This window comes from Pandoraea sp. CB10b_02, assembly GCF_002216225.1.
GTDB classification, from domain to species: Bacteria; Pseudomonadota; Gammaproteobacteria; order Burkholderiales; family Burkholderiaceae; genus Pandoraea; species Pandoraea nosoerga.
In genome coordinates this window covers 191,689-217,804 of record NZ_NJGW02000006.1, presented here as the reverse complement: position 1 = coordinate 217,804, position 26,116 = coordinate 191,689, and the positions used below count along the sequence as shown (strand labels likewise).

The 26,116-nt window shown below is 66.8% G+C and carries 23 protein-coding genes; 11 read left to right on the top strand and 12 right to left on the bottom strand.

Annotated elements, in window-relative coordinates:
- The first annotated feature begins 27 nt into the window (after positions 1-27).
- A complete protein-coding gene (locus CDN36_RS08960; protein WP_287496532.1) occupies positions 28-1,341 on the top strand; it encodes an O-acetylhomoserine aminocarboxypropyltransferase/cysteine synthase family protein in 1,314 nt (437 codons plus the stop codon).
- A 172-nt stretch (positions 1,342-1,513) separates the two neighbouring features.
- A complete protein-coding gene (locus CDN36_RS08955; protein ID WP_287496531.1) occupies positions 1,514-2,389 on the top strand; it encodes an undecaprenyl-diphosphate phosphatase in 876 nt (291 codons plus the stop codon).
- Positions 2,390-2,442: 53 nt separating this feature from the next.
- Here the strand turns inward: CDN36_RS08955 and CDN36_RS08950 are convergent, their stop codons facing one another.
- Positions 2,443-3,306 (bottom strand): LysR substrate-binding domain-containing protein, encoded by an 864-nt coding sequence (locus CDN36_RS08950; RefSeq protein ID WP_150555424.1) that lies wholly within the window; start codon positions 3,304-3,306, stop codon positions 2,443-2,445.
- 148 nt (positions 3,307-3,454) lie between these two features.
- Here CDN36_RS08950 and psrA point away from each other — a divergent pair, with 148 nt between their 5' ends.
- Positions 3,455-4,561: an iron-containing alcohol dehydrogenase PsrA gene (gene psrA, locus CDN36_RS08945; protein WP_287496530.1), complete on the top strand. Its 1,107-nt coding sequence runs from the start codon at positions 3,455-3,457 to the stop codon at positions 4,559-4,561.
- A gap of 214 nt (positions 4,562-4,775) precedes the next feature.
- A complete protein-coding gene (locus tag CDN36_RS08940) occupies positions 4,776-6,083 on the top strand; it encodes an MFS transporter (RefSeq protein ID WP_150555422.1) in 1,308 nt (435 codons plus the stop codon).
- 183 nt (positions 6,084-6,266) lie between these two features.
- Here the strand turns inward: CDN36_RS08940 and CDN36_RS08935 are convergent, their stop codons facing one another.
- Positions 6,267-6,506 carry a hypothetical protein gene (locus CDN36_RS08935; RefSeq protein ID WP_287496529.1) on the bottom strand — a complete coding sequence of 80 codons (240 nt, stop codon included), beginning with the start codon at positions 6,504-6,506 and terminating at the stop codon, positions 6,267-6,269.
- 717 nt (positions 6,507-7,223) lie between these two features.
- On the opposite strand from CDN36_RS08935, the gene CDN36_RS08930 reads away from it, so the two are divergent.
- On the top strand, positions 7,224-7,535 hold the full coding sequence (locus CDN36_RS08930; protein WP_150555419.1) for a DUF4148 domain-containing protein: 312 nt from the start codon (positions 7,224-7,226) through the stop codon (positions 7,533-7,535).
- Positions 7,536-7,635: 100 nt separating this feature from the next.
- Here the strand turns inward: CDN36_RS08930 and CDN36_RS08925 are convergent, their stop codons facing one another.
- Positions 7,636-8,907 (bottom strand): DUF445 domain-containing protein, encoded by a 1,272-nt coding sequence (locus CDN36_RS08925; RefSeq protein ID WP_287496528.1) that lies wholly within the window; start codon positions 8,905-8,907, stop codon positions 7,636-7,638.
- A gap of 146 nt (positions 8,908-9,053) precedes the next feature.
- Positions 9,054-11,234, bottom strand: coding sequence for a malate synthase G (locus CDN36_RS08920; RefSeq protein ID WP_287496527.1), 2,181 nt, complete (start codon positions 11,232-11,234; stop codon positions 9,054-9,056).
- 467 nt (positions 11,235-11,701) lie between these two features.
- On the opposite strand from CDN36_RS08920, the gene pepE reads away from it, so the two are divergent.
- Entirely contained in the window at positions 11,702-12,418 is a 717-nt protein-coding gene (gene pepE, locus CDN36_RS08915; RefSeq protein WP_287496557.1) for a dipeptidase PepE, read from the top strand.
- 486 nt (positions 12,419-12,904) lie between these two features.
- Here the strand turns inward: pepE and CDN36_RS08910 are convergent, their stop codons facing one another.
- Complete coding sequence (locus CDN36_RS08910) at positions 12,905-13,327, bottom strand: hypothetical protein (RefSeq protein WP_150555415.1); 423 nt, start codon at positions 13,325-13,327, stop codon at positions 12,905-12,907.
- Between the two features lie 326 nt (positions 13,328-13,653).
- Between CDN36_RS08910 and CDN36_RS08905 the strand changes: the two genes are divergently transcribed.
- Complete coding sequence (locus tag CDN36_RS08905) at positions 13,654-13,935, top strand: DUF2288 domain-containing protein (RefSeq protein ID WP_241014042.1); 282 nt, start codon at positions 13,654-13,656, stop codon at positions 13,933-13,935.
- Positions 13,936-13,951: 16 nt separating this feature from the next.
- On the opposite strand, the gene CDN36_RS08900 is transcribed toward CDN36_RS08905, so the two are convergent.
- Together CDN36_RS08900 and CDN36_RS08895 are read right to left on the bottom strand one after the other, a co-directional pair.
- A complete protein-coding gene (locus CDN36_RS08900) occupies positions 13,952-14,326 on the bottom strand; it encodes a hypothetical protein (RefSeq protein ID WP_150555413.1) in 375 nt (124 codons plus the stop codon).
- Positions 14,327-14,384: 58 nt separating this feature from the next.
- Positions 14,385-15,278, bottom strand: coding sequence for a LysR family transcriptional regulator (locus CDN36_RS08895; protein ID WP_150555412.1), 894 nt, complete (start codon positions 15,276-15,278; stop codon positions 14,385-14,387).
- A gap of 219 nt (positions 15,279-15,497) precedes the next feature.
- Between CDN36_RS08895 and CDN36_RS08890 the strand changes: the two genes are divergently transcribed.
- A complete protein-coding gene (locus CDN36_RS08890; RefSeq protein WP_287496526.1) occupies positions 15,498-16,796 on the top strand; it encodes an MFS transporter in 1,299 nt (432 codons plus the stop codon).
- A gap of 26 nt (positions 16,797-16,822) precedes the next feature.
- Here CDN36_RS08890 and CDN36_RS08885 read toward each other — a convergent pair whose 3' ends face one another.
- Positions 16,823-17,731 (bottom strand): LysR family transcriptional regulator, encoded by a 909-nt coding sequence (locus CDN36_RS08885; RefSeq protein ID WP_287496525.1) that lies wholly within the window; start codon positions 17,729-17,731, stop codon positions 16,823-16,825.
- 181 nt (positions 17,732-17,912) lie between these two features.
- Between CDN36_RS08885 and CDN36_RS08880 the strand changes: the two genes are divergently transcribed.
- Positions 17,913-19,103, top strand: a complete 1,191-nt coding sequence (locus CDN36_RS08880; RefSeq protein WP_287496524.1) for an MFS transporter — start codon at positions 17,913-17,915, stop codon at positions 19,101-19,103.
- A gap of 27 nt (positions 19,104-19,130) precedes the next feature.
- On the opposite strand, the gene CDN36_RS08875 is transcribed toward CDN36_RS08880, so the two are convergent.
- Positions 19,131-19,982: a TOBE domain-containing protein gene (locus CDN36_RS08875; protein WP_150555408.1), complete on the bottom strand. Its 852-nt coding sequence runs from the start codon at positions 19,980-19,982 to the stop codon at positions 19,131-19,133.
- 296 nt (positions 19,983-20,278) lie between these two features.
- Here CDN36_RS08875 and CDN36_RS08870 point away from each other — a divergent pair, with 296 nt between their 5' ends.
- Positions 20,279-20,551, top strand: coding sequence for a hypothetical protein (locus tag CDN36_RS08870; RefSeq protein WP_150555407.1), 273 nt, complete (start codon positions 20,279-20,281; stop codon positions 20,549-20,551).
- 138 nt (positions 20,552-20,689) lie between these two features.
- Here CDN36_RS08870 and CDN36_RS08865 read toward each other — a convergent pair whose 3' ends face one another.
- On the bottom strand, positions 20,690-22,306 hold the full coding sequence (locus CDN36_RS08865; protein WP_287496523.1) for an EAL domain-containing protein: 1,617 nt from the start codon (positions 22,304-22,306) through the stop codon (positions 20,690-20,692).
- Positions 22,307-22,703: 397 nt separating this feature from the next.
- On the opposite strand from CDN36_RS08865, the gene CDN36_RS08860 reads away from it, so the two are divergent.
- Positions 22,704-23,960, top strand: a complete 1,257-nt coding sequence (locus CDN36_RS08860) for an MFS transporter (RefSeq protein ID WP_287496522.1) — start codon at positions 22,704-22,706, stop codon at positions 23,958-23,960.
- A gap of 123 nt (positions 23,961-24,083) precedes the next feature.
- On the opposite strand, the gene CDN36_RS08855 is transcribed toward CDN36_RS08860, so the two are convergent.
- Positions 24,084-24,497 carry a hypothetical protein gene (locus CDN36_RS08855; protein WP_287496521.1) on the bottom strand — a complete coding sequence of 138 codons (414 nt, stop codon included), beginning with the start codon at positions 24,495-24,497 and terminating at the stop codon, positions 24,084-24,086.
- Positions 24,498-24,639: 142 nt separating this feature from the next.
- Positions 24,640-26,013, bottom strand: a complete 1,374-nt coding sequence (locus tag CDN36_RS08850; protein WP_150555403.1) for an aminotransferase-like domain-containing protein — start codon at positions 26,011-26,013, stop codon at positions 24,640-24,642.
- Positions 26,014-26,116 lie beyond the last annotated feature (103 nt).

The following is a 26,116-nucleotide window of genomic DNA, read 5'->3' as shown; positions in this document are numbered from 1 at the left end:
CGTCCTGTTTATCCGGAGACATTCGACATGAGCGACAAGGCCGAAGCCACGCAAGACCCGCAAACCCCGCAATGGCGTCTCGAGACGCTGGCGGTCCACGGCGGCTACCAGCCCGACCCGACCACGCGGGCCGTGGCGGTGCCGATCTATCAGACGGTGGCCTACGCCTTCGACGACACGCAGCATGGCGCCGACCTGTTCGACCTCAAGGTGCCGGGCAACATCTACACGCGCATCATGAACCCGACGCAGGACGTGCTCGAGCAGCGCGTCGCCGCGCTCGAAGGCGGCGTGGCCGCGCTGGCGCTCGCGTCCGGCCAGGCTGCCGTGACCTACGCCATCCAGACCATCGCCGAGGCCGGCGACAACATCGTGGCGGCCAGCACGTTGTACGGCGGCACTTACAACCTGCTCGCACACACGCTGCCGCTCTCGGGCATCGCCACGCGCTTTGCCGACCCGCGCGAGCCCGAGTCGTTCGAGCCGCTCATCGATGCCAACACGAAGGCGATCTTCGCCGAGTCGGTCGGCAACCCGCTGGGCAACATCACCGACATCGCGAAGCTGGCCGATATTGCGCACCGGCACGGCATTGCGCTCATCATCGACAACACCGTGCCCACGCCGTATCTGCTGCGCCCGTTCGAGCATGGCGCGGATATCGTCGTGCATTCGCTCACGAAGTACCTCGGCGGCCATGGCACGAGCCTGGGCGGTGCGATCGTCGACTCCGGAAAATTCCCCTGGGCGGACCACAAGGCGCGCTTCAGGCGCCTGAACGAGCCCGACGTGAGCTATCACGGCGTGGTGTACACGGAGGCGTTCGGCCCGGCGGCCTACATCGGACGCGCGCGCGTGGTGCCGCTGCGCAATACCGGCGCGGCGATCTCGCCGTTCAACGCCTTCCAGATCCTGCAAGGCATCGAGACGCTTGCGTTGCGCCTGGACCGCATCACGGACAACGCGTTGAAGGTCGCGCAGTTCCTGAACTCGCATCCGAAGGTCGAATGGGTGAACTACGCCGGCCTGCCGACGCACCCGGATCACGCGCTCGTGCAAAAGTACCTGTCGGGGCGCGGGCCCGGCATTCTCACGTTCGGCGTGAAGGGCGGGCGCGCGGCGGGTGCGGCGTTCCAGGATGCGCTGCGGCTCTTCACGCGCCTCGTCAACATTGGCGACGCGAAGTCGCTCGCCACGCATCCGGCGTCGACCACGCATCGCCAGCTCTCGCCCGAGGAATTGCGCAAGGCCGGCGTGAGCGAGGAGACGGTGCGCCTGTCCATCGGTATCGAGCACATCGACGATCTGCTCGCCGATCTGGATCAGGCGCTGGGACGCTGAACGGTCGCTGAATGCGGGACACGCCGGCCGATCCCTCATTCGGCGCCAATTCTGGCGGAGTATCATGCGCGGCAACGGGTCGGGGGCAGGCGCCCGGACTGCTGTCATGTGACTGTCACCAGATCGTCACCTGCGCGGCGTAGTGTCCTTGCCCGTCTCTCGAGGAGTGCGCATGGATTATCTGCAAGTACTGGTGCTCGCGATCGTGCAGGGCATTGCGGAGCTGCTTCCCGTGTCGAGTTCGGCACACGTCATCATGGCCGAGAAGCTCATGGGGCTCGACCCGTCGGCGCCGGCCATGACCCTGTTGCTGGTAATGCTCCACACGGGCACGATGCTCGCGGTCATCGTCTACTTCTGGAAGTCGTGGCGAGCGCGCTACTTCTCGTCGAAGCACGCCTTCGTCCACAACGCCAAGCAGGTCGTCATCGCCACCGCCTTCACAGGCGTGATCGGTCTCGCGCTGATGCTGTTCATCGAGAAGGGGCTCATGCGCGGCAGCGAGCACGCCGAGATCGAACATCTCTTCGGCAACCTCTACATCACCAGCGCCGGTCTCGCGATGGCGGGTCTCCTGATCCTGATTTCCGGCCGCAAGCGTGCGCCGACGGACGATCGCCCCATATGTGCTGAGATGACCGCTGAGATGCGCGCTGCGGACTCGGCCTGGATCGGCGCGGTGCAGGGGCTGTGCCTGCCGCTGCGCGGATTCTCGCGCTCGGGCTCCACCATTTCGACGGGCATGCTGCGCGGGCTCGACAGGGTTCGCGTGGAGGAATTCAGCTTCGCGCTCGCCGTGGTGCTCACGCCGCCGGTGATCGTCAAGGAGGCCTATCGGCTGTACAGCTCGGGCGGTGCGCACACGCTCTCGGGGCACTTCGCCACGGTGCTCGCGCCGTGCCTCGCCGGCATGGTCTTCAGCTTTCTCGCGGGCCTGATCGCGCTGCGCTGGCTCTCGCGCTGGCTCGAACATGGCCGTTGGTACCTGTTCGGCATTTATTGCCTGGCGGCGTCCGCCGCCGTGCTCGCCGCCAGCCAGGTGATGTGACGCGCACCGGGGCGCCGCCGGGATCGGCCTTCATCGCACCCGGTGGCGGGCCGTCACACCAGCGCGGCGACCACCTCCAGAAACGACGCGATCACGCGCGCCTCGCGGCGCTCCGCCAGACACACGACGACGGTCGTGGTCTCGACGCGGGCGTCGCCGATCGCCACCGTGGCCAGCCGCTTGTCGGGCGTATGCTCGCGCGCGGACACGGCCGCAACGCCCAGCCCGAGAATCACCGCCTCGCGAATCGCTTCGCGGCTGCCGATCTCCATGACCACGTTCGGCGAGACGCCCGCGTCCTGCATCGCGGCTTCGAGCGCGTGACGCGTGGTCGATCCCGGCTCGCGCATGAGCATCGGCTCGTCGGCCAATTCGGCGAGCGTCACGCTGCGGCGCTTCGCGAACCGGTGCGTGCCCGGCACCAGCAGGACGACCGGGTGCGTGCGATACGGGACCGCGTGCAGGCGCGCGTCGTCGTGGTATCGGGCGAGGACCGCGACGTCCGTGCGGTACGCCAGCAGACTTTCGATCATCTCCTCCGAGTTGCCGGGACGCATCGAGATGCGGATGCCCGGATACCGCGGCTGGAACGCGGCCACGATCTCCATGGCGTGATGCGGGCCCACCGCGCCGATGCGCAGCTCCCCCGTGCGCAGACCGCCGTGCTCCCTGAGCAGGCCGAGCGCCTCGGCTTCATCCGCGAAGATGCGCAGGCTCACCGCGTATAGCGCCTTGCCGGTCGGCGTGAGCGTGAGGCCGCGCCCATGCCGGTAGAACAACTCCACACCATAGGTCTCCTCCAGCGCGCGAATCTGCGTGGTCATCGTGGGCTGGCTCACATGCAACGCCTGCGCCGCGCGCGTCACGCTGCCGTGCCGTGCGACCGCGTGGAACGAGCGCAATTGGGTTATCCGCATCGATGACGCTCCCGTGACGAGGTATAGATTGGACGAATAGGTCGTGGAAAAAATGTGAATTGGAAGTATAGGTCGTCGCTCACCATAATCCAGCTCAATCTTCCTCGATCGGCTGCCGGCGCCCACGCGCGGCGGCACCGCCCACGCCATGACTGCACGCTCACGCTTTCACAATCCGGTCGACGTTCATTTCGGCGCAGGAGCGCTCGCGCATTTGCCCGCGCTCGTCGGCGAACGCCGCGCGGTACTCGTCACCATGCCGGAAGCGCGCGCGCTCGGTATGACCGGACAGGTCGAGGCGTTGCTCGGGCGACGTCTGGCCGGGGTGATCGATCAGGTGAGCCCGAACCCGGACGTGCGCGAACTCGCACCCATGTACGGCCAGTTCTGGCGCGAGTACGCGCATTGCGAAGTGATCGTGGCGCTGGGTGGCGGCAGCGCGCTCGACACGGCCAAGCTGCTGATGGTCGCCGGAGATGACGAGCGCTTCGGCACGCTCGTCGATGCGCTCGAGGCGCGCGAGGCCGGCGGCAGCTTCCGCCCCACGCGCACCAAGCGTCTGATTACCATCCCCACGACGGCCGGCACGGGCAGCGAAGTCACGCCGTGGGCCACGCTGTGGGACCGCCATGTGAAGCGCAGGAAGTACTCGCTGCATCTGCCGCAGACGTGGCCGGAAGCGGCGATCGTCGACCCGCGGCTCACACGCTCGCTGCCGGGCGCCATCACGTTGCAAAGCGGGCTCGACGCGCTCTCGCATGCGCTCGAAGCGATCTGGAACGTCAACGCCAATCCGATCTCCGACACGTTCGCCGTGGCGGCGGCGCGCGACATGATGCACGTGCTGCCGCAACTCATGGCGGCGCTCGACGACGAGGCGCTGCGCAGCCGCGCCGCGCTCGCCGCGTTGCAGGCGGGACTGGCGTTCTCGAACACGAAGACCGCGCTCGCGCACTCGATTTCCTACGACATGACGATCCGTCACGGGCTGCCGCACGGCATTGCCTGTTCGTTCACGCTGCCTGCCGTGATGCGGCTGGCCATCGGACGCCGCCCGGACCGCGACGCCGTGCTCGCGCAAGTGTTCGACGGCGATATCGCCAGTGCGCCGGCGCGGCTCACCGCGTTTCTGAACGGCCTGGGCGTCGCGACGGAGTTCGCGGCGTATGGCGTGAGCGAACCCGAGTCGAGCGCCATGATCGCCGCCGCGCTGGACGGCCCGCGCGGGCGCAACTTCATCGGCGCAGCGGCCTGACCGATCGACGGCTGCCCCGGCCCGGCGGTCCACGGTCGTGCATGCGTGGTTTCGAGCCTTACCAGCAGTCCCCGCAGCTCCAGCATCACCCATCATCAAGAAGAACCGCCGCGCGCCAGCGGCGCGGCATCGAGACATCACAGGAGACAGACGCCCGGCGCAGACCGTGCGTCGCAGCGCGCCGCCACGGCGCGGCGCATCAACAGGAGGCGCAATGGAACAGGTTCTCTCCGGCGTGAGCGGCAGCGATGCGGCGTCCGCCGAAAAAGCGGTGCGCACGGTCGCGCTTGCCAGCCTGATCGGTACGACCGTCGAGTGGTACGACTTCTTCCTGTACGGCACCGTCACAGGACTCGTTTTCAACAAGCTTTTCTTTCCGAGCGGCGACGCATTCGTGGCCACGGCGCTCGCTTACACCGTCTACGCCGTGGGCTTCGCGACCCGGCCGCTCGGCGGCATTCTGTTCGGCCACTTCGGCGACCGGCTCGGGCGCAAGCCCTTGCTCATCGTCACGCTCACTATCATGGGCGTGTCCACGTTCCTGATCGGCCTGGTGCCGACGTACCAGAGCATTGGCATCGCGGCGCCCCTGATCCTGCTGTTCCTGCGTCTGTTGCAGGGCATCGGTCTGGGCGGCGAATGGGGCGGCGCGGTGCTCATGGCGTTCGAGTACGCACCGCGCGACAGGCGCGGGCAGTTCGCGGCGTACCCGCAGATCGGGCTGGCGGTCGGACTGTGCCTGTCGACGGGCGTCGTCGCCCTGCTCTCGTCGACCCTGACTGATGCCCAGTTCATGTCGTGGGGATGGCGCGTGGCGTTCATGCTCAGCCTGTTGCTCGTGGCCGTCGGCATGTTCATCCGGCTGCGGGTGCTGGAGACGCCGGAGTTCGCCCGTATCAGGGACAGTCAGCGCGTGGCGCACGTGCCGCTCTCGGAGATCGCGCGCGACTATCGGCGCAACGTACTGCTGGGCTGGGGTGCGCGCTACATCGACGGCGTGGTGTTCAACGTCTATGCCGTGTTCGCGATCTCGTATCTCGTGGGCACGCTGCATTTCCCGAAAACGCCGATTCTCGTGGCCGTCACGCTCGCCGCGCTGGTGCTCGTGGCGGCCATTCCCTATGCGTCGAAGCTCTCCGATCGCGCGGGCCGTCGCCGCGTGTTCGGCTGGGGGGCGCTCGCCTGCGGCGTGGCCTCGGTGCCGGCGCTCGCGGTAATGCACTACGCATCGAACATCTGGGCCGTATCGCTTGCGGTGATCGTGCCGCTCGGCGTGATCTACGCGTTCGTGTACGGGCCGGAGGCGTCGATGTTCTGCGAGCTTTTCGACACGCGCGTGCGGTACACGGGTATTTCGGTGGTGTACCAGGTCTCGGGCATCGTCTCGAGCTCGATCACGCCGCTGGTGGCCGCGACGCTGCTCGAATACGGCGGCGGCAAGCCGTGGTGGATTGCGGTGTATGTGTTGGCGGTGGGATGCCTGTCCGCGGCGTGCGCGGCGGCGATGAAGCGGACCTACTGAGGGAGGCGATCGACGAAGGGGGTCGAGCGGACGGGGGAAGAGAACGGGGAAAGAGAACGGGAAGAGGACGGAGGTGAAGGGTCCCGGGCCGCGGGAACACGGCAGGCCGGCGGATGGCTCCCCGGCTTGCCGTTCTTTTTGCGCCGCGTCAGAACCGGCGGCGCCGGATGTTGCCGCCGACGCTCATTGGCCGAAGTAGATCGAGCCGGCGCGGTTCACGCGGCCCGGGACTTCGTAGACCGGGGCGACCGTGGTGGTCTGCGGTGCCGCCACCGGGCCCGGCTGGGCCTGCGCCGGCTGCCGGGGCTGCGTTTGCTGAGCCTGCTGCGGCGCGGGGGCGGGTTGCGTGTTTTCGGCGGCGGTCACGGCGCCCGTGCTCAACAAGGCGGCGGCGAAGGCCGAGGCGATCAGCGCTTGCTTCATGTTCGTTTCTCCTGTCTGGCGAGACGTCCACCATGGGCGTCGTCATTGCTGCCAATCTACGCCGGCGAAACAAGGAGAAAAATGCGCGCTCGGAGAAGGGCGCATTGCTGAAAACGAAATAATGACTTGCCGATGACGGCGATAGCGCCGTTTCGTGGTCTGAACGAGCCGCCGCCTCGCCGTCGGGCTCAGCGGCGCGTTACGCGGGCTTCCTGACGGCGCGAGCGGGCGGCACGGCTGCGCAGATACGAGGCCGTGAGCACCGAAGCGCTCGCCAGCAAAAGGAAAGAACCGAGGGCGGCCATTGTCTTGCTCCTGTCTTTGTTGCCGTCGTCGCCGCGGTGCGGCGCACCCTGCGAGCCATGACGACGGGGGACTTCACGATGTCACTCTACTGCTGACGCTCTGTGCAACAAACCCCGTCCGATCAAACAAGCTGTTGCGCGCAGCGGCGTTTGCGGTCGATTTCGCGCCCGAACCCCGCCATTGACCTGCCATATGCCCGTTTCAACGGCGTTAAACGCCTGATTTTCAATAGTTTTTTCGAATCGGACGATCGGTCGCGTTTTGTAGACGATCGGTTGCGAAAAAACCACGGGTTTTCCCTAGGATTCATCCATGCCAACGCGACGGACACCGCGACCCAGCAAAAACGCGGCAGGTGCCCCGAACGCTAGCTGACCACGAAAGTACACAACCATTGACAGGAGTATCACCATGAACACCCGTATCCTTGCTGCTGTTGTCGCTGCTGCCTCGTTCGTGTCGGCCTCTGCATTCGCCGACGCTCGTTACAACGACAACACCCCCGACATCCAGGTCCAGGCCAGCCAGTTGACTCGTGCCGAAGTGCGCAGCGAACTGGCGCAGGCCGCCGCGGCCGGCCAACTGAACCAGGTCGAGACCGGCACGCCGCTGATCGCTGCCTCGCAAGCGCAAAAGGCCGTGCCGGCCAACGCGCTGACGCGTGCGGACGTGCGCGCCCAACTGAGCGAGCGCGCCCTGCTCGACCGGGACAGCCGTTCGTGAGTCGAAGCCGCGGCGCCAGCCCGCGACGCGAAGCCGCCGGCCTTTCGAGGCCGGCGGTTTTTTCACAAGGGGCTCAAACTTTCGACGTCTCGCCCGTCGGTCAGCGCGCGTACAGCTCCGGCGCCTGCGCGATGAGATAGAGCACCGCGCCGATCAGTCCGCCGACGAGGGTGCCGTTGATGCGGATGTACTGCAGGTCCTGGCCGACGCTCAGCCGGATTTGCCGAGACAGATGTTCGGCGTTCCAGCCGTGCACGGTGGCGCGGATGTGTTCCGTCACGAAGTCGGCGAAGCCGGGCGCCATGCGCTCGGCGGCATCGAGCAGTTGCGCGTCGAGCGCCCGGCGCAGCGATTCGCTGCGTGCGAGTTCCTGTCCGATCCACGCTGCCGCGCCGGTGATTTTCGCGCCGATCACCGAATCCTTTTGCGCGAGGTCGCGCTTCACCCAACCGCGCCACTCGTTCCACAGGCCGCCCACGTATGCGTTGAGCGCCGTGTCGCCCTTGAGCTGCGCCTTGAACGCGTCGAGCCTCGACTGCAGTTCGGCGTCATGCTTCAGACGATCGATCAGGCCCGCCACCGCGCGATCGAAGGCCTGACGCAGTTGATGCGACTCGTCCGCCTCCATTTGCGCGAGCAGGCGCATGAGCGCTGCCGAAATCATCTCCGCGCCCTTGTCGCCGATCCACTCCGATGGCAGCACCTTCTCCTTTCTCGGATGATCGGTCTTGAGCCATTCGACGATGCGCGCCGAAATGAACTCGCGCGTGTCCGGCTCGTTGAGCAGCGCGACGAGGTAATCGAGCGCTTCGTCGAGAAGCGCCTGATGGCGGCCGTCGCGCGTGAGCGTGTCGAGGATGGCCGCGGCAGAGCGCGACATGTCGAGCCGGTCGATCATCGTGTCGAGGGCGCGCCGTATGAAGGCCTGCACGTTGCGCTCGTCCATCACGTCGAGCACGCCGGCGGCGACCTTCACCATCACGGCGCTCAACTGACGCGTGTTTTCGTAGGAGCCCAGCCAGTGCGATACCGCGTCGGCCGGGTTCTGCTGCCGGATCAGGCGCACGACCGAGGGGGTATCGAGAAATTTCTCGCGCACGAAGCGCGCGAGGCCGTCGCCCAACGCATCCTTTTTGCGGATGAGGATGTTGGTGTGCCGTGAGAGGCCCGGAATCGGAATACGGCGGAAAAGCGCCTCGACCGCGAACCAGTCGGCGAGCCCGCCCACCATCGCGGCTTCGGCGGCGGCGCGGATCCAGCCGGTGACGAAGTGCGGGGGCATGAACAGCGTGGCAATGAAAACGACCAGCGCCACGAGAAGAAAGGACAGGGCGCGCCGTTCGGCGCGTTGCAGGGCGATGGCGGGGTCCATGCGCGACCGGCTCCTGAAGAAACGAGGACGCCCGACAGGTTACCCCGTCGGGCGCCCGATGATAAGGGCCGCATCGGCCGACGTGCCGACGGGCAGACGGACCGGCGGCATCGTCGCGCGCGATGCCGCCGCCCTCGAGGCGATGCTTACCCGCGTTGCTTTGCCTTCAGCTCCAGGCGGTACTTGTGCAGCAGCGGCTCGGTGTAGCCGTTGGGCTGCGTGAGCCCTTCGAACACCAGCGCGCTTGCCGCCCGGAAGGCCAGCGAGTCGTCGAAGTTCGGCGCCATCGGACGATAGGCCTTGTCGCCGGCGTTCTGCTTGTCGACCACAACCGCCATGCGCTTTAGCGTCTGTTCGACCTGTTCGCGCGTGATCACGCCATGGCGCAGCCAGTTCGCCAGGTGCTGGCTCGAGATGCGCAGCGTGGCGCGGTCTTCCATCAGGCCAACGTCGTTGATGTCCGGCACCTTCGAGCAACCCACGCCCTGGTCGATCCAGCGCACCACGTAGCCCAGGATGCCCTGCGCATTGTTTTCGATCTCCTTGCGGATCTCCTCGGCGCTCCACTCGGCCTTGGCTACCACCGGCACGCTCAGCAGACCAGTGAGAAGGGCGTCGCGCTCTTTCGCGTAGTCGATTTGCTCGAGTGCCTGCTGCACGGCCTGCACGTCCACCATGTGATAGTGCAGCGCGTGCAGCGTGGCCGCGGTCGGCGACGGCACCCATGCGGTGTTCGCCCCCGCCTTCGGATGCGCGATCTTCTGCTCGAGCATGGCGTGCATCAGGTCCGGCATGGCCCACATGCCCTTGCCGATCTGGGCGCGGCCGCGCAGACCCGCGGCCAGGCCCACGAGCACGTTGCTCTTCTCATACGCGGCGATCCACGCCGAGGACTTCATGTCGCCCTTGCGCATCATCGGGCCCGCTTCCATCGCGGTGTGCATTTCGTCGCCCGTGCGATCGAGGAAGCCGGTGTTGATGAACGCCACGCGCGCGGCGGCGGCCGCGATACAGGCCGAGAGGTTCACCGACGTGCGGCGCTCTTCGTCCATGATGCCCATCTTGAGCGTGTTGCGCGGCAGCGCGTAGAGGTCCTCGATGCGGGCAAACAGCTCGTCGGCGAACGCGACCTCGGCCGGGCCGTGCATCTTTGGCTTGACGATGTAGATCGAGCCGGTGCGCGAGTTCAGTCGCAGCTTGCGGTCGTGCAGCGCCGCGAGCACCGTCACCACGCCGTCGAGAATGCCTTCCGGAATTTCGCGGCCCTCGCGATCGAGGACCGCCGGGTTGGTCATCAGGTGACCCACGTTGCGGATGAACAGCAGCGAGCGGCCATGCAGCTTCACGGGCTTGCCGTCGGCGCCGGTGTACTCGCGATCGGCGTTCAGGCGACGCGTGAACGTCTTGCCGCCCTTGCTCACCTCTTCCGTGAGCGTGCCTTGCATCAGGCCGAGCCAGTTGCGGTAGAGCTCGACCTTGTCATCGGCGTCCACGGCGGCGACCGAGTCTTCACAGTCGATGATGGTCGTGACGGCTGCTTCGACGAGCACGTCCTTGACATGGGCGGCGTCCGTCTTGCCGATCGGATGGTTCGCGTCGAACTGGATCTCGAAGTGCAGACCGTTGTGCTTGAGCAGCACGGCCACCGGCGACGCCGCGTCGCCCTGATGGCCGATGAACTGCGCCGGCGTGGCGAGCCCGGTCTGGCCGCCCCTGGTGGTGACGACGAGCTTGCCGCCTTCCACGCGATAGCCGGTGGCATCCTTGTGCGAGCCCTGCGCAAGCGGCGCCGCCTGGTCGAGGAAGCCGCGCGCGAAGGCGATCACGAGTTCGCCGCGCTTCGGGTTGTAGCCGGTGCCCTTCTCGGCGCCGTTGGTTTCGGGAATGGCGTCCGTGCCATAGAGCGCGTCGTACAGGCTGCCCCAGCGCGCGTTGGCGGCGTTGAGCGCATAGCGCGCGTTCGAGAGCGGCACGACGAGTTGCGGGCCGGCCTGCTCGGCGATTTCGTAATCGACATTGGCCGTGGTGGCCTTCACTTCGGCCGGAGCGGGCAGCAGGTAGCCGATCTTTTCCAGGAAGGCCCGATAGGCGGGCGCGTCGGTGATCGGGCCCGGGTTGGCGCGGTGCCAGGCGTCGAGTTCGGCCTGCAGACGGTCGCGCTCGGCGAGCAAGGCGCGGTTCTTCGGGGCGAGGTCGTGGACGATGGCGTCGAAACCGCGCCAGAACGCGTCGACATCGACGCCGGTGCCCGGCAGGGCTTCCTTTTCGATGAACGCGATCAGATTGTCTGCGACCGTCAGGCCGCCACGCAGGGAAGTGGAAGTCATGATGCTGTACTCGAGTTTGAAAACCAGGTTGACGCGACTTCGTCCGCCGATTCGCCGCAGGCCCGGGTCCCGATGCGGGTCACGCCGGCAGTACGACTGACGATAAGGGGCAGTCTTATATAAGACTCTGAGTGTAATCCTTCTGGCGGCGCTCGAAAACCCGGGATTTCGAGTCGCGACACGCCCCCGGGTTATAGGTGGCATAAGGGTTTGCGTATGACGTCCACCCCGCAAGGCTCCGCGCCTGCCGGCCATTTTTCCGTGTGCAATTGCAGCATTCGGTACGGCGTTTCATCTTGTGAGAAATGGCGTCGAGAGATGGCGAAGGGCGGCCCACGAGAGGTCCGGAGAATTTTGACGATGCTCGTTGGCACGGGCGCACGGGTTACGCTATGCGGTTGCATGACGACCCATGCGTGAGCCAACATCCCGGACACCCCGGAAAAGCGCCTGCCGAGGAGGCATGAATCGTGAAACAAATACTGATGATGAGCAGTTCCCGCAAGGGCAACCTCGCCTACATGGAGCACGCCGACGACCAACTCCACGCCGTGCTCAGGGCACGCGCGGGCCGGGTGCTGTTCGTGCCCTACGCCGGCGGCATCACCTTCAGCTACGACGACTACGAGGCGCGTGTGAAGCCGGTGTTCGAGCGTCTCGGATATGAGCTCGAGTCGATCCATCGCCATCGCGATCCGCGAGCGGCCGTGGAGCGGGCGCAAGCCATCGCCGTGGGCGGCGGCAACACGTTTGCCCTACTCGAGCGCATGTACGATGCGGGCATCGTGGACCTGATTCGCGAGCGCGTGAGCGCCGGCGTGCCGTACATCGGCTGGAGCGCCGGTTCGAACGTCGCGTGCCCGACGATTCGCACCACCAACGACATGCCCATCGTGGAGCCGCCCACGTTCAAGGCGCTCGGCCTGATCCCGTTCCAGGTCAATCCGCACTTCATCGGCGGCAAGCCGGCCGGTCACAACGGCGAATCGCGCGAGGAACGCCTGGCCGAGTATCTCGCCATCCATCCGGGCGAGTCCGTGGTCGGTCTTCCGGAGGGCACCGCGCTGCACGTCCAGGGGGAGAACGCCACGGTGCTCGGCGAGTTCGACGTGCTTCACTTCAAGCAGGGCGGCGTCATCGACAGGATCGCGACGGGCAGCACTTTCGCGCTCGCGTCCCTCTAGTACGTGCTGGCGGCGCCGCTTCCGAACGGGACGATCGGCGTCTTCACGCGCATTGGCCTCGAAGCAGGCGCAACGCCCGGGTCGATAGCGTTCTGGAAGTGCTTCGTCGCATTTCCGCTGGTGCTGTCGTACTGTGTGGCGAATCACGAGCTTCACGTGCAAACGTCGAAGCTTGCGCCTCGCTGGCCGCGACTCGTCCGGCGGTTCGGGTTCGGCAGCGTGTTCCATCGAAACCGGCGATCCGCTATTCGCGACATTGTTCGGATTCGCCGTCTTCAGCGAGTCTCTCGGCGTTGCGGGCATTGCAGGGGCGGGCTGCAACATGGCAGGACGCCTGATCGCCATTCGACCACAGTAGACGCGTCGGCGTCGCCGTAAAACGACGCCGCCGCCCGGGCGTGAACCACGGGCGGCGGTCGGACAATGTTGACGGCAGGCGGCGCGCTGCGCAGCCGCTGTCGTGAGTGGCGGCGGCGGTGGCGGCGATCAGGCGTCGTCGTCGAGCCAGGGCACTTCGACGTCGGTCAGGAAGGCGACCATCGCGAGCGGACGCGCCTCGTGGCGGCCCATCTTGCCATCGGCGCGATGCCACTCCACGCGGAACGTCTCGGGGTACCGGTCGGCGATCAGCTGCACGGTACGCAGTTCCTCTTCGTCGGCTTCCTCGATCGGGCCGTCGAAGGACAGCACCAGCGACTGCGGCCATACGCCGTCTTCCGGATCGTAGACCTTGTCGCCGTTCGGCACGTCTACCACCGCTTCGACGCCGATCGTCGCCGAGGCTGCCACGATCATCTCGCCAAGCGCGCGCAGTAGCGCCGTCGCACGTGCGGAGTTGATCTGACGCATGGCGAGGTCGCCGCGCGTCAGGGCTTGTTCCAGCTTGGGATCGGTTTTTTGTTTGGACATGCGGTTCCTCGGTAAAACGTTGACCACCGCGCGGGCGCGGCGCCATGTCACTGCGACACCGCCGTCATGCGCGGGGTTCCGATGCTACCACCGTCGCGCACGCTGGGGCGCATTACAATGCGGTTTTCGTTATCTGCCGCTGCCGGATGCCAGCCGCCCGCCGGTCTGTTCCGCCCGGAGCCCGCCTCGCCATGAATTCGCGCAAGCCCGCCCAGCCTCCCCAAGCGCCTGAAACCTCTGGAGTCCCGAAAGCCGCGGAGGTCCCGGAAGTCCCGGAAGTCCCGAACGTCCCCCATGCCGCGCCGACGGGCGCGAGCGACGTCTATTTGCGGCTGCTCGGCGAGACCGCCAGGATCGACTGGAAGGATCTGGAATCGTTCTTTGCGCGCGGCGTGCTGCTGCACGTGGCGCCCGGCGTGGATCTGGTATCGGTGGCCGAGGCCGTGGCCAACGACGACACGGCTGCCGTCTCGCAATGGCTCTCGTCCGGCATGGTGCAACGCATGCAGGCCGAACAGGCGAGCGATTTCACCGCGCGTAAGCCCGAATTGTGGGCGGTCGTCGTCGCGCCCTGGGTGCTCGTGCAGGAGCGCGGCGCCGTCGCCTGAAACAGCGCGCTTCGTCTTATTCCGTGATGCCGGCTTCGACGAGACGACGCGTGCAATCCTCCAGCAAGTCCTGCGCCACGACTGACGCATACGCGTAGTCCGCGTCGAGCGACTCCATCATTTCATGTGCCGTGTAGAGGCCGGCTTCGCGCGACAGCGCGCCGGCGAGCTCACGCGCGAAGTCGTCGCTCAACGACGACAGCAGGCGGCGCTCCTCCAGCGGCAATTGCAGCCGGGAACGCGATAGCCACATCTGCGCGAGCGTCGCCCCCTGCTTGTCCGTCATCCACTGGCCGTGTTCGTAATACGCCGACAGACGCTCGGCCGTGAGCGCGAAGAGCAGCGCGCGGCGGGTGTTGAAATTCAGACGAATCGGTGAGGCTTCCGGCATGGCGGCAACCGCAAAATGCGGGCAAAAACGGGACGAGGGGGTCGAGGGGGCAAAGGTATCACGCAAAGAGCCGCAGCAGCGCATTGCGCGCGTGGCGGATGAGTTCGGTCTCGTCGGCGCGTCCGGGCAGCAAATGGAATTCGGCACGCGGCAGCGGCGGCAGCCCGAGCGAGGGCGGACACACCACGAGATCCGGCGTAAGCGCCGACTCGTTCAGACACGAGATGCCGAGGCCCGCGCCGAGCGCCAGTTGCATGCCGGCCACGCCGGCGGCAGAGTGCGAAACGCGGTACGGCACCTTGTGTTTTTCCAGCACGGCGAGCACCAGGCTTTGCAGCGCGCATGACGGCGGCAGCGTGACCAGCGGCAACGGTTCGCCGATCGGTTCGGCCAGCGTCGACGACATCGCCCACACGAGGCGCTCGCGGCGCACCAGCGTGCCGGGCGTGCGGTAGCCGAGCGCTTTTGCGCCCTTGCCGACATCTCCGTTCATCAGCCGCAACGCCAATCCCACATCGAAATGCTCGCCGGTGAGCGCGGTGCGCTCGATCTGGGCGCTTTGCATGGCACTCACGTGCAGGCGCAGGCGCGGATACAGACTCGTGAAGCGCTTGAGCACGCGGCCCACGTCGTGCGGACGGTAGTAATCGGTAATGGCGATGCGCAACTCGCCGTCGAGCAGCACGCCTTGCAGGTCCTCGAATGCGGCTTCTGACAACGCCGCAATCTGACGCGCGTAAGCGAGCAGACGTGTCCCGGCCGGCGTGGCGCGCATCCCTTTGCGCGAGCGCACGAGCAGCGGCTGTCCGGCGCGTTCCTCCAGCTTCTTGAGTTGTTCGCTTACCGTCGATTGCGACAGAAAGATCTGCTCTGCCGCCGCCGAAATGCTGCCGGCGTCGTGGATGGCGATGAAGGTACGCAACTGTGTGAGGTCGAACGCGCGAACGGTCATGGCGAGTCTCAGAGGATGCGCCGCGCGAGCGGGCGGGTGGCCGGGCGGCCGAACGGCATTAATCCGGAAAACACGATATAAGGCATCGAATTTTCCCGCTTTTCCGATGGATTGTCCATCGGTACGATGCGCAAGCATGGCGTCGGACCTGTCCGCTGACGGTGTCGCGGCGCCCCCGATCCTCCTTATTGCGCCGCGCGCCCGCGCACCGTGTCACTCATGAGCGAACGACTCTCCTGCACCGCGACCGTCCCGTCTGCCGTCGTCACGGCGACCTCCCCCGTCCTTGACCGCAGTCATCGCTGGAAAGTGCTTGGCGTTGGGGTGGCGGCCAATGCCAGTTTCGCCGCCGCGCTGGGCGGCATTCCCGCGACGGCCGTCCAGATGCGCGCGGCCTACGCGCTGGCGAACGCGGATCTCGGCATCGTGCTCGGCATGATCGGCCTGGGCATTGCCGTCTCGGAACTGCCCTGGGGCATGCTCACCGATCGCTGGGGCGACCGGCGCGTGCTGCTCGCCGGCTTGCTGGCGAGCGCGGCAGCGCTCGTCGCACTCGGTCTGTGGGGCGCGCCTGCGCCGCACTACGTGCCGTCGATGCCGATGCTTGCGGCCGGCATGCTTGCCGTCGGCGTGCTGGGCGGCAGCGTGAACGGATCGAGCGGACGCGCCGTCATGCGCTGGTTTCACGACAACGAGCGGGGGCTGGCCATGAGCGTGCGCCAGTGCGCCGTGCCGCTCGGGGGCGGCATCGGCGCATTGCTGCTGCCGGGAGTCGCGCTGCATCTGGGCTTCGGCGCGGTGTACGGCGGGCTCGCGGCCGCCTGTTTCGCGGCGGCCTTCATGGCGTGGTTGTGGTTGCGCGAGCCGCCCGAGGCGCCGCATGAGACGCGGCGCGACGCGCATGGGTGCGCGGCCTCGGGCTATTCGCCGCTGCGCGACCGCAAGCTGCTCGGCACTGCCCTCGGCATGGCCGTGCTGGCGATGCCGCAGGTGGCGGTGCTCACCTTCGGCACGGTGTTTCTGCACGACTTTGCGCATGTCGACGTGGCCACGATCTCGCTCGCGCTCGGCGTGGTGCAGGGCGGGGCCGCCATCACGCGCGTGTGGAGCGGACGCTATACGGACAAGCGCCGCAACCGTCCTCAGTACCTTCGTGCGTGCACGATTGCCGTGGGCGCGGTCTTTGCCGCGCTGGCCGTGCTCGTCGCGTGGCTGGGGCACCATCCTGAATGGCTGGCGCACGGCACGCCGGCGATGATCGCGCTGCTCGCCGCGGGCGGTGTGATCGCGTCGGCTTGGCACGGCGTGGCGTTTACCGAATTGGCGACGATGGCGGGCGCTTCACGCGCGGGCACGGCGCTGGGCATTGGCAACACCGGCGTATTTCTCACGATGTTCCTCACGCCGCTGTCGATTCCGCTGCTGCTCGCGCTCGGCGGTTGGGGACTGGTGTGGGCCGGCGGCCTGATGTGCGCCGCGCTGGCGTGGCCGCTTTTCGTGTGGTCGCATCGACGCTGAGCCGCGCGCCGCGGTTCAGCGTGGGGTCAGGGCAGACGAATGTTGGCGACGAGAAAGTCGAGGAACGCCCGTACACGGGCGGGCAAGTGTCCGCCCTGTCCGATGTAGACGGCGTGCACCGGCTCGAGATCGCCCGGATTGTAGTCCTCGAGCACGGTGACGAGCCGTCCGGCGCGCAAGTCGGCGTCGACGTGATAGCGCGAATGGCGGGCGAGTCCCAGCCCTTCGACGGCCAGCTGGCGCATCATCTCGCCGTTGCTCACGACCATGTTGCCGATCTGCGGGTAGTGCGTGACGCCGCCGGCGCCGTCGAGAAAAGGCCAGCCCTGCACCTGGCGGTCGAAATTGAACGCCATCACGTTGTGGTGGATCAGGTCGGCCGGCGTGCGCAACGGGCCGTTGCGCGCCAGATACTCGGGCGAGGCCACCACGTGCACGCGGCTCTCGCCGAGCTTGCGGGCCACCAGCCGCGAGTCGCGCAGCGGACCGGCGCGTACCGCGACGTCGGCACGTTGTTCGAGCAGGTCGACGACGGTGTCGGTCAGTGTGAGATCGAGCCGGATCTCCGGATATTGCGCGAGAAATGCGGGGATGACCGGCAGCAGATAGTGCGTGCCGATCGGCACGCTCGAATTGACACGCAGCAGCCCGCGCGGCACGGCGCCTGCCGCCGCCTCGCGCTCGGCCGCCTCGATGTCGGCCAGCACGAGCACCGCCCGCTCGTGAAAGGCCGTCCCCTCGGGCGTGAGCTGCAGACGGCGCGTGGAACGATTGAAGAGCCGGGTGCCCAGGCGCGCCTCGAGCCGCGCAATCAGCTTGCTCACGGCGGACGGCGTCATGTGCAGTGCCCGCGCCGCCGCCGAGAAGCCGCCCAGCTCCACGACGCGCGTGAACACTTCCATATCGCCCGAGCGATTGACGTCCTGTCGACCCATCGGCTGTGCCCTCGACCCTTGCAGTGACTGATTGCGCGCGATCCTGTGACGTTGAGTCACAAATGATTTTCCTTCGCGCAGTCTATTTCATCAATGCGAGGACGTCTATATTCCGCTCATCGGTCGGCCGCCGTCACCCGGCGGGCGTGAACCGTTCCCAACATCAGACAGGAGTTTTTCCGTGCCCATCGCCCTTTACGCCCTGACCGCCGGTGCCTTCGGCATCGGCGTGACGGAATTCGTCATCATGGGTCTGCTGCTCAACGTCGGCGCCGATTTCGGCGTGTCGATCGCGGCGGCGGGCCTGCTGATCTCCGGTTACGCGCTCGGTGTCGTCGTCGGCGCCCCGCTCATGACGACCGCCACCGCCCGCTGGCCGCGCAAGACCGTGCTGCTCGTGCTCATGGCCATCTTCACCATCGGCAACGCGGCATGTGCGCTCGCGCCGAACTACGCGGCGCTCATGGCTGCGCGTGTGCTGACGTCGTTCGCGCACGGCACGTTCTTCGGCGTCGGCTCGGTCGTGGCGACCGGCCTCGTGTCGCGCGAACGCCGCGCCTCGGCCATCGCCGTGATGTTTACCGGCCTGACCGTGGCCAACATTCTGGGGGTGCCGTTCGGCACGTGGCTCGGCCAGCACTTCGGCTGGCGCGCGAGCTTCTGGGCCGTCACGCTCATCGGCGCGCTTGCGTTCCTCGTGATTGCGTGGTTCGTGCCGAAGATCGCCGCGCCCAAGGACGCCGGCGACTGGCGTGCCGACCTGCGTGCGCTGGCCCGCCGTCCTGTGCTGCTCGGTCTCCTGACCACCGTGCTTGGCTGGGTGGGCGTGTTCGGCGTATTCACCTACATCGCGCCGCTGCTCACGGAAGTGACGGGTTTCTCCGAAGGCGCCGTCTCGCCGATCCTGCTGATCTTCGGCGGCGGTCTGGTCGTCGGCAACCTGCTCGGCGGCAAGCTGGCCGATCGGCGCGTGGTGCCGACGGTGCTCGGCAGCCTGCTCACCCTGTCCGTCGTACTCGGCCTGATGACGTTCGCCCTGCACTCGCACTGGCTCGCCATCGTCTTCGTGGCGCTGCTCGGCGCGGCCGCCTTCGCGACCGTCGCGCCGCTGCAGCTGTGGGTAATGGAGAAGGCGTCGGGCGCCGGCGAGAGCCTCGCGTCGAGCTTCAATATTGCCGCGTTCAATCTCGGCAACGCGATCGGTGCGTGGCTCGGCGGCTTCGTCATCGAACACGGCCCGGGCCTGACGGCCGTGCCGTGGGTGGCGGCGCTCGTGCCGCTGGCCGGCGTTGGCGTGGCAGTGCTGAGCCTGCGACTGGATCGCCGCGACGCGCAGACGCTCACGCCGGTTTGCGAGAACCCGGCGTCGTGACCTTCCGCCCGGCCTGATGCGCTCGCGTCAGGCCAGCACCCCGATGATCACACTGGCGGCCGCGAATGCGGCCGTGGCGTCGGCTCCGGGGGCCAGGCCCCGCGCGCTCACCGTCTCGTGCGGCACGACCGCGGCGAGCCGGCTGCCGCCGGGCAAGGCGAGGAGGATCTCGGCCTGACCCCCCTCGTCGGTGATCGCGTCGATCGTGCCCGCCAGACGGTTTGCCGCGGGCAATCCCGCGAGATCGGCGTCGCGCGCCACGTCGATCCACGGCGCCTTGACGAGCGCGAACGCTTCGCCGCCCACCGCCAGGCCGAGCGTCTGCGTGCTGTGATGGGTGAGCGACGCGGTAATCGTCTCGCCGCCAGGCAGTGCAAGCGTTACCTCGTCGTTCACGCCGCACGACCGGATGCCGGAGATCGTGCCGTGCAGCTGGTTGCGTGCGCTCGTCTGAAGGGCGAGTCGCGAAATGAGCGGCCATTGCTCGCCGAACGGCTCCAGGTCGCCGGCCACGCGGGCGAGGAATTGTTGCTGTGCCGCTTCGACGGCACGGAACGCGGCGACCAGCTTCGCGCCGCGCGCGGTGAGCCGGGTGCCGCCGCCGCCGCGCCCGCCCGTGCTGCGCTCCACGAGCGGCTCGCCGGCGAGCTGATTCATGGCATCTACCGCGTCCCAGGCGGCCTTGTAGCTCATGCCGGCCGCCCGTGCCGCCGCCGTAATCGAACCCTGCGCGGCAATGTGCTCGAGCAGCGCGATACGCGCCTGCCCGCCCAGCGACGCGTTGCCCCGATGCAGCCAGAGCGAGCCGCTCACTTGCAAGTTGTCGGTCATTTCGTTGTGTAAAACATCATCCGGCGTTGAGGAAGGTTCGGAAACCATAACGTTTTTATCGTTTCAATACAGCAGGTCGTCGCATCCGAAAGGGCTGGCAAACCGTTCGGACGATCGTGCGGTTTGCCGGTCAGTGCGTCGCCCGGAGCGTATCGCCGCACGAGGCCGGATCGGAAAGTGTTGCGGCGCACCAACGAAGCGCGCTTCGGGCGTCACGGTGGGGGACGAATGGGGGACGTTTCTCCTCTACATTCAATTTGCCGCATGCCCCCCCAGTGCCGGTAATGCCGCATCGGACGGACGTTTCAGTCTCGCGTGCAACCGGGAATGCGACGTTTACCGAAGTGCCCACTCACCTGACACAACAGAAACGGGGTGAAATGATGCGCGTCAGGAATATCAAGGAAACGGTTGACGGGGCCCGATACTATCGTCTGGTTCGCACGCTGCCCAACGGCAAGCGACATCAGATGCAGATTTCTTTTTCCGCCGGTGAAATGCGCTTCAGGCGCTTCGTCGCGCAACGCTTGTGGTTGCTGCGTGCCGAAATGCGAGACAGTACGCGGGCGGCCGCCATGCCCGCGCCACGCAACCATCTGCCGCAACTGGTCTTCTAGTCCAAACCTGGCCTCGCACGCCACCGCCCGGCGGCCTTCGCCGGGCGGTGGCGTTCGTCCGCGACCGCTGCCCGCACGGGGGCCGGAAGGCCCGAGAGGTTCGGAAGGCGCGGGGGACGGCCGGCGACCGGAGGGCGCTCAGCCCGCCAGACGCGGCGTCCTCGCGGAGATCGACGTGACCGAGGCCGAGGGCGGCGACTTGCCGGCGGCAAGGCCCGTGCCGGCGTGCGCGATGGCGAACTGCACGAGTTCGTCGAATGCGATCGGGCGTGCGAACAGATACCCCTGCGCATAGGCCACGTTGCGCTCGCGCAGGTACGCCGCCTGCATTTCGTTTTCCACGCCCTCGGCCACGATGGTCATCTCGAGGCGCTCGGCCAGATGGATGATCGAGTCGCAGATGTTGCGCGTGACGACGTCGTCCGCGGTCACGGGCAGGAATTCCTTGTCGATCTTCAGGTAATTGAAGTCGTAGCGCTTGAGGTAGCCGATGGAATTGTTCTCGGCGCCGAAGTCGTCGAGCGCGGTTTCGATGCCGCGCCGCTGGAGTTCGGCCATCACGTTGCGCGCCGCGGCCGTGTCGCGGATCACGTAACGCTCGGTGATCTCGGCGACGAGCGGATAGGTGTCGTTGAGCGAGCCGTAGTAGCGCTCGATATCGTTGACGATCGTGGTGTCGCGCAAGTGCCTTTCGGCCAGGTTGATGCCGATGTGGAAGCCGGTCGGCAAGGCGCCTTTCGAGACGTCGTTGCGGATCTGGCGCAGCAACGCGCGCGTGAGCTCGATGATGAGCCCGTTGCCTTCGGCGATCGGGATGAAGGCGTCCGGACGAACGAGGCCCGCGACCGGATGGTGCCAGCGCACGAGCGCTTCGCAGCCTGCGCAACGGCCGGTGGCGAGCTCCATCACGGGCTGGTAATACACCTTGAATTCGTTACGCCGGATGCCGTGCGCGATCTGCCGCCGCATGAACTGCGCAGGCCCGAGATGGCGGAACGTCATGATCCCTAGCAGGCACGCGACCACGCTGCCGAACGCCAGGAAGATCGGCGCCTGATTGGCGGCGAGCGATCGCATGAGCGACGGGCTGCCGGCGAGCGACGTCACGAAATGCTCCGACGCGAGCGTGACCTGCGCGCCGCGCGTGGCGACGCCCGCCGACTCGAGGCGGGGGCCTTCCGACGTGAGGGCGACGTTGCCCACGGACATTGCCGTCCATGCGAGATCGCTGCTCTTTACGCTGTGCAGCGTCTCGGTGAGGTACACCCCGTCGACGAAGCCGAGCACGCCGTCGGTGGCCGACGTCGGCACGTAGATCGCCAGCGCCGGCGAATCGCTGACATAGGGCGTCCCGCCCACGAGCAGCGTGCGCGTGCCCGTGAGCATGGGCACGAGGTCGGCGGGCAGCGGCATGTTGATGGCCTCGTGGGTGCGAATGACCGACGAGCAATAGAGCTGGCCGCGCGAGACGAGCCAGATGGAACGGAAGTAGGGACTGAGCGTGCCGGCGGCCTGGAGCGAGCTGCCGACCTCGTTGCATGCGCGGCCGACCCATGGGGTCGCGCCCTGCAGCGTGCTCTCGGCCTGCGAGACGATCCGTTCGAGCGCGTCGCGTTGGCGCTCGGCTTCGTCGCGCAGGATCGACTGCGACATGTGGTAGATGCGCAACCAGCCCAGAAAAAGGACGACGACGAGCGTGACCGCCACGACAAGCCCGGTCACCAGCCACTGCACGACTCTGGAGTGTTGAATCATGTTCTGCTGCCAACCATGGAATGAGTGGGCCCTGGCGTGTGCTTCGTGTTGCACGGCACAACTCGTCAATTGACTCTACACGAATCCCCGACAGCGTCCAACGCCCGATAAACCCGCAGGAGACGGGGACGATCCGAGGAAATGACGGGGCCAGGGGGAACTGCCAGTCGCTGATGGATTTACCGAAGACCGCGTTGCGCGGACCCCGGAACGGCGCAACCGGGGATGGCGGAATCGCGACAAAACTTGGCGCAACAGCGATTTACGCATGCTCTACACTTCACTTATTCAATTTCTGGCAAAAATTGGGATAAATCCCAAGTTTTCTGCATATCTGCACGAACTCCGCCAGGAAGTCCGCATTTTCCAAAGCCATTGACGTCAGTCTGTCCATTCCATGTCGAGTCAAACTGCATCCACCCTTTCCGGCGCCCCCACGCCGGCCGCCCAGGGCGCGGCATTTCGCGTGCTGTCGGCGATCAGCTTTTCTCACCTGCTCAACGACATGATTCAGTCGTTGATCCTTGCCATCTATCCGCTGCTCAAGGCCGGTTTTGACCTGAGCTTCGGCCAGGTGGGCCTGATCACGTTGACGTATCAGATCACCGCATCGCTGCTCCAGCCCGTGGTCGGCCTCTACACCGACAAGCACCCGAAGCCGTATTCGCTGCCGGTGGGCATGGGTTTCACGCTGGTGGGCCTGCTGCTGCTCGCCGTGGCGCCGAACTTCGGCGTCCTGCTCGTGGCCGCGGCGCTCGTCGGCATGGGATCGTCGGTGTTCCATCCGGAATCGTCGCGCGTGGCCCGCATGGCGTCGGGCGGCCGTCACGGCATGGCCCAGTCGTTCTTCCAGGTCGGCGGCAACGTCGGCTCGTCGCTCGGGCCGTTGCTCGCTGCACTCGTCATCGTGCCGCACGGCCGGGGCAGCGTGGCGTGGTTCTCGGTGGCAGCCCTCGTTGCGATTTTCGTGCTGTTCCAGGTGAGCCGTTGGTACGCGGTGCAGCGTGCGGCGAGCCACGGCAAGCCGGCCGCGCGCCGCGGCGGCACGGCGCATCTGTCGCGTGGCAAGGTGATGTTCGCCATCGGCATTCTGCTGGTGTTGATCTTTTCGAAGTACTTCTATCTCGCGAGCATCAGCAGCTATTTCACGTTCTATCTGATCAGCAAGTTCCACGTATCGGTGCAGAGCGCGCAGATACATCTGTTCGTGTTCCTGTTCGCCGTGGCTGCCGGCACGATGATCGGCGGCCCGCTAGGCGACAAGATCGGTCGCAAGTCTGTGATCTGGGGCTCGATTCTCGGCGCGGCGCCCTTCACGCTGATGCTGCCCTACGCGAACCTGTTCTGGACGGGCGTGCTCACCGTCGTGATCGGGCTGGTGCTGGCCTCGGCGTTCTCGGCGATTCTCGTCTATGCGCAGGAGCTGATCCCCGGCAAGGTCGGCACGGTCTCGGGACTGTTCTTCGGCTTCGCGTTCGGCATGGGCGGCGTGGGCGCCGCGGTGCTGGGCGAACTTGCGGATACGACGAGCATCGATTTCGTCTACCACGTGTGCGCGTATTTGCCGCTGCTCGGCATCGTGACGATTTTCCTGCCCGATGTGGAGGGCGCCAGGACGCACAACAAGGCGCACAGGAAGACGACGGCGGCCTGAGCCGTCCGCCGGCGGCGCCGCCTGCCGATGCCTGCGTGCTGGCCGCACCACGAAAGACGCCGGTCCGAAGTCTCGGGACCGGCGTTTTTTCATGCCTGATTCGGTGCGAGCCGGTGCTCGGAATTACGGCGCGGCGCGCTTTTGCAGTTCCCAGCGGCCGTTGTCGCCCTTTTTGCACGCGGGCAGCTTGAGCTCGACTTCCTGACCCTTCGCATTGAGCAGCACGATCAGATCGCGGCAGGTCTTGTCGTCGGTCTTGTGCGTATTGGTCGGCGTCAGCTTTGCCGTGATGGCGACCGGATTGTGGGTCGATTTGCTGTCCCACGTGAGGGACTCGTTGTCCTCCTTCTTCGACAACGCCTCATTGGCGGCCTTGGCGAGCGCTTCGTTATCGGCTTTGCGCAGATACGCGAGTGGAGAATTGCTCATGAAAGTCAGGTTGGAGGCGGCGAACGCCGGCGCGGCGACACTGGCGCCAATGACGAGCGCCGTGCCAAGCACGATCGAGCGGGCACGTGACGAGCGGATTTGCGACATTCGGAGTCCTTGAGATTGTCGACGAGGGACGAAGCCTGCGCGGTATCGCGACGCACGGGGCACACGACGCGAACGAGGTGCCTCGGGCGCGGCCGCCGCAGGGAGCACGTCGATCATAAAAGAAACGGGCGACGGCGTCACCTCAGCGCGCTTGCGCGAGCGAACGCATCACTTCGGCGACCTGCCGCAAGGCGGCTTCCAGTGCGGCGTCGGATGCCGGCGAGCCGAACGCAATGCGAAGCGCGGCCGGCGCCGCCTGCCCAGGAGCGGCGAATGCATCGACCGGCGTGATCGCAATGCCGCGTGCGTGCAGCGCGGCCACGACATCGTCGCACCGCACGTGCGCGGGCACCGGCAACAGACGATGAAACGCGCCTGCGTAGCCGGTCGAGCCGAGACCGTCGAGGCAAACCCTTGCAATGGCCTGGCGCCGCGCGGCCATCTCGCGCTTGCGCGCGATCCAGCCGTCGAGCGTGCCGTCGCCCAGCCAGCGCGACGCCAGTTGCGCCATGAGCGGCGCGGCGCTCCACACGCTCGCGCGCATCGCGGCATGCACGCGCGGCGCGAAGTCGGGCGGCGCAATCAGATAGGCGATACGCAGCCCCGGCGCGGCGGGCTTCGACAGACTGCACACCTCGAACGTGCGCTCCGGCGCGAGCGTGCGCAATGGCGGCGGAGCGTCGGCCACCAGAAAGCCGTATGCGCTGTCTTCCACCAGAAGCAGATCGTGACGTCGCGCCACGGCCACCAGCGCCTGCCGCTGTTCGAGCGGCATGACATCGCCCAGCGGGTTGTGCAGCGTGGGCATGGTATAGACCACGCGCAGACGACCGGCGTGAGTGCGACACAGCCTGTCGAGCGCCGACGGATCGATTCCGGACCCGCCGGGCGCCATGCCGAGCGCGACGAGCGGGATGTCGCGCAACGCGGCCAGCGCCTTCCATCCGGGATAGGTCAATGCTTCCACGCCGACCGGCTCGCCCGCGCGGCATAGCGCCAGTTGTACGACGTCGAGGGCATGCTGGCCGCCGGCGCAGACGACCAGCGCCTCGGGCGACACCGCTGCGCCATCGCGGCGCGAGAGCCACTGCGCGGCCGCGCGCCGGTCGGCGGGATGCCCGTCGTGCGGCGCGTGCGCGAGCAGCGCGTTGAGATCGCCGCCGGCTGCCGTCTCGCGCAACGCTTGCCGGAAGACGTCCGTCTGTTCCGGCAAAACCGGATAGTTGAACGCCAGATCGACGCCACCCACGGCGCCCGGCGCCGGCGCCCATTGCGCGAATGCGGCGGCCGCGCCCACGGCGGGCGAACGCACGAAGGTGCCGCGGCCGACTTCGCCCACGGCCAGCCCGCGCCGCGCGAGCTCCGCATACACGCGGGTCACGGTCGACGTGGCGAGCCCGTGCGCGTCGGCATACTCGCGCTGCGGAGGCAAGCGAGCGCCGGACGCGAGCTCGCCGGCCGCGATGGCAGCAGTCAGACGTTCGACGTGTTCGAGATAACGGGCATGAGCGGCCATGAACGGAAAATTGATCTCAGGACAATTCAATAATTGCACTGACTTCGTGCCCCGACAATACTAGCCGCCGGACGGTATTTTTTCTCGCTCTTGCCGCGCATCG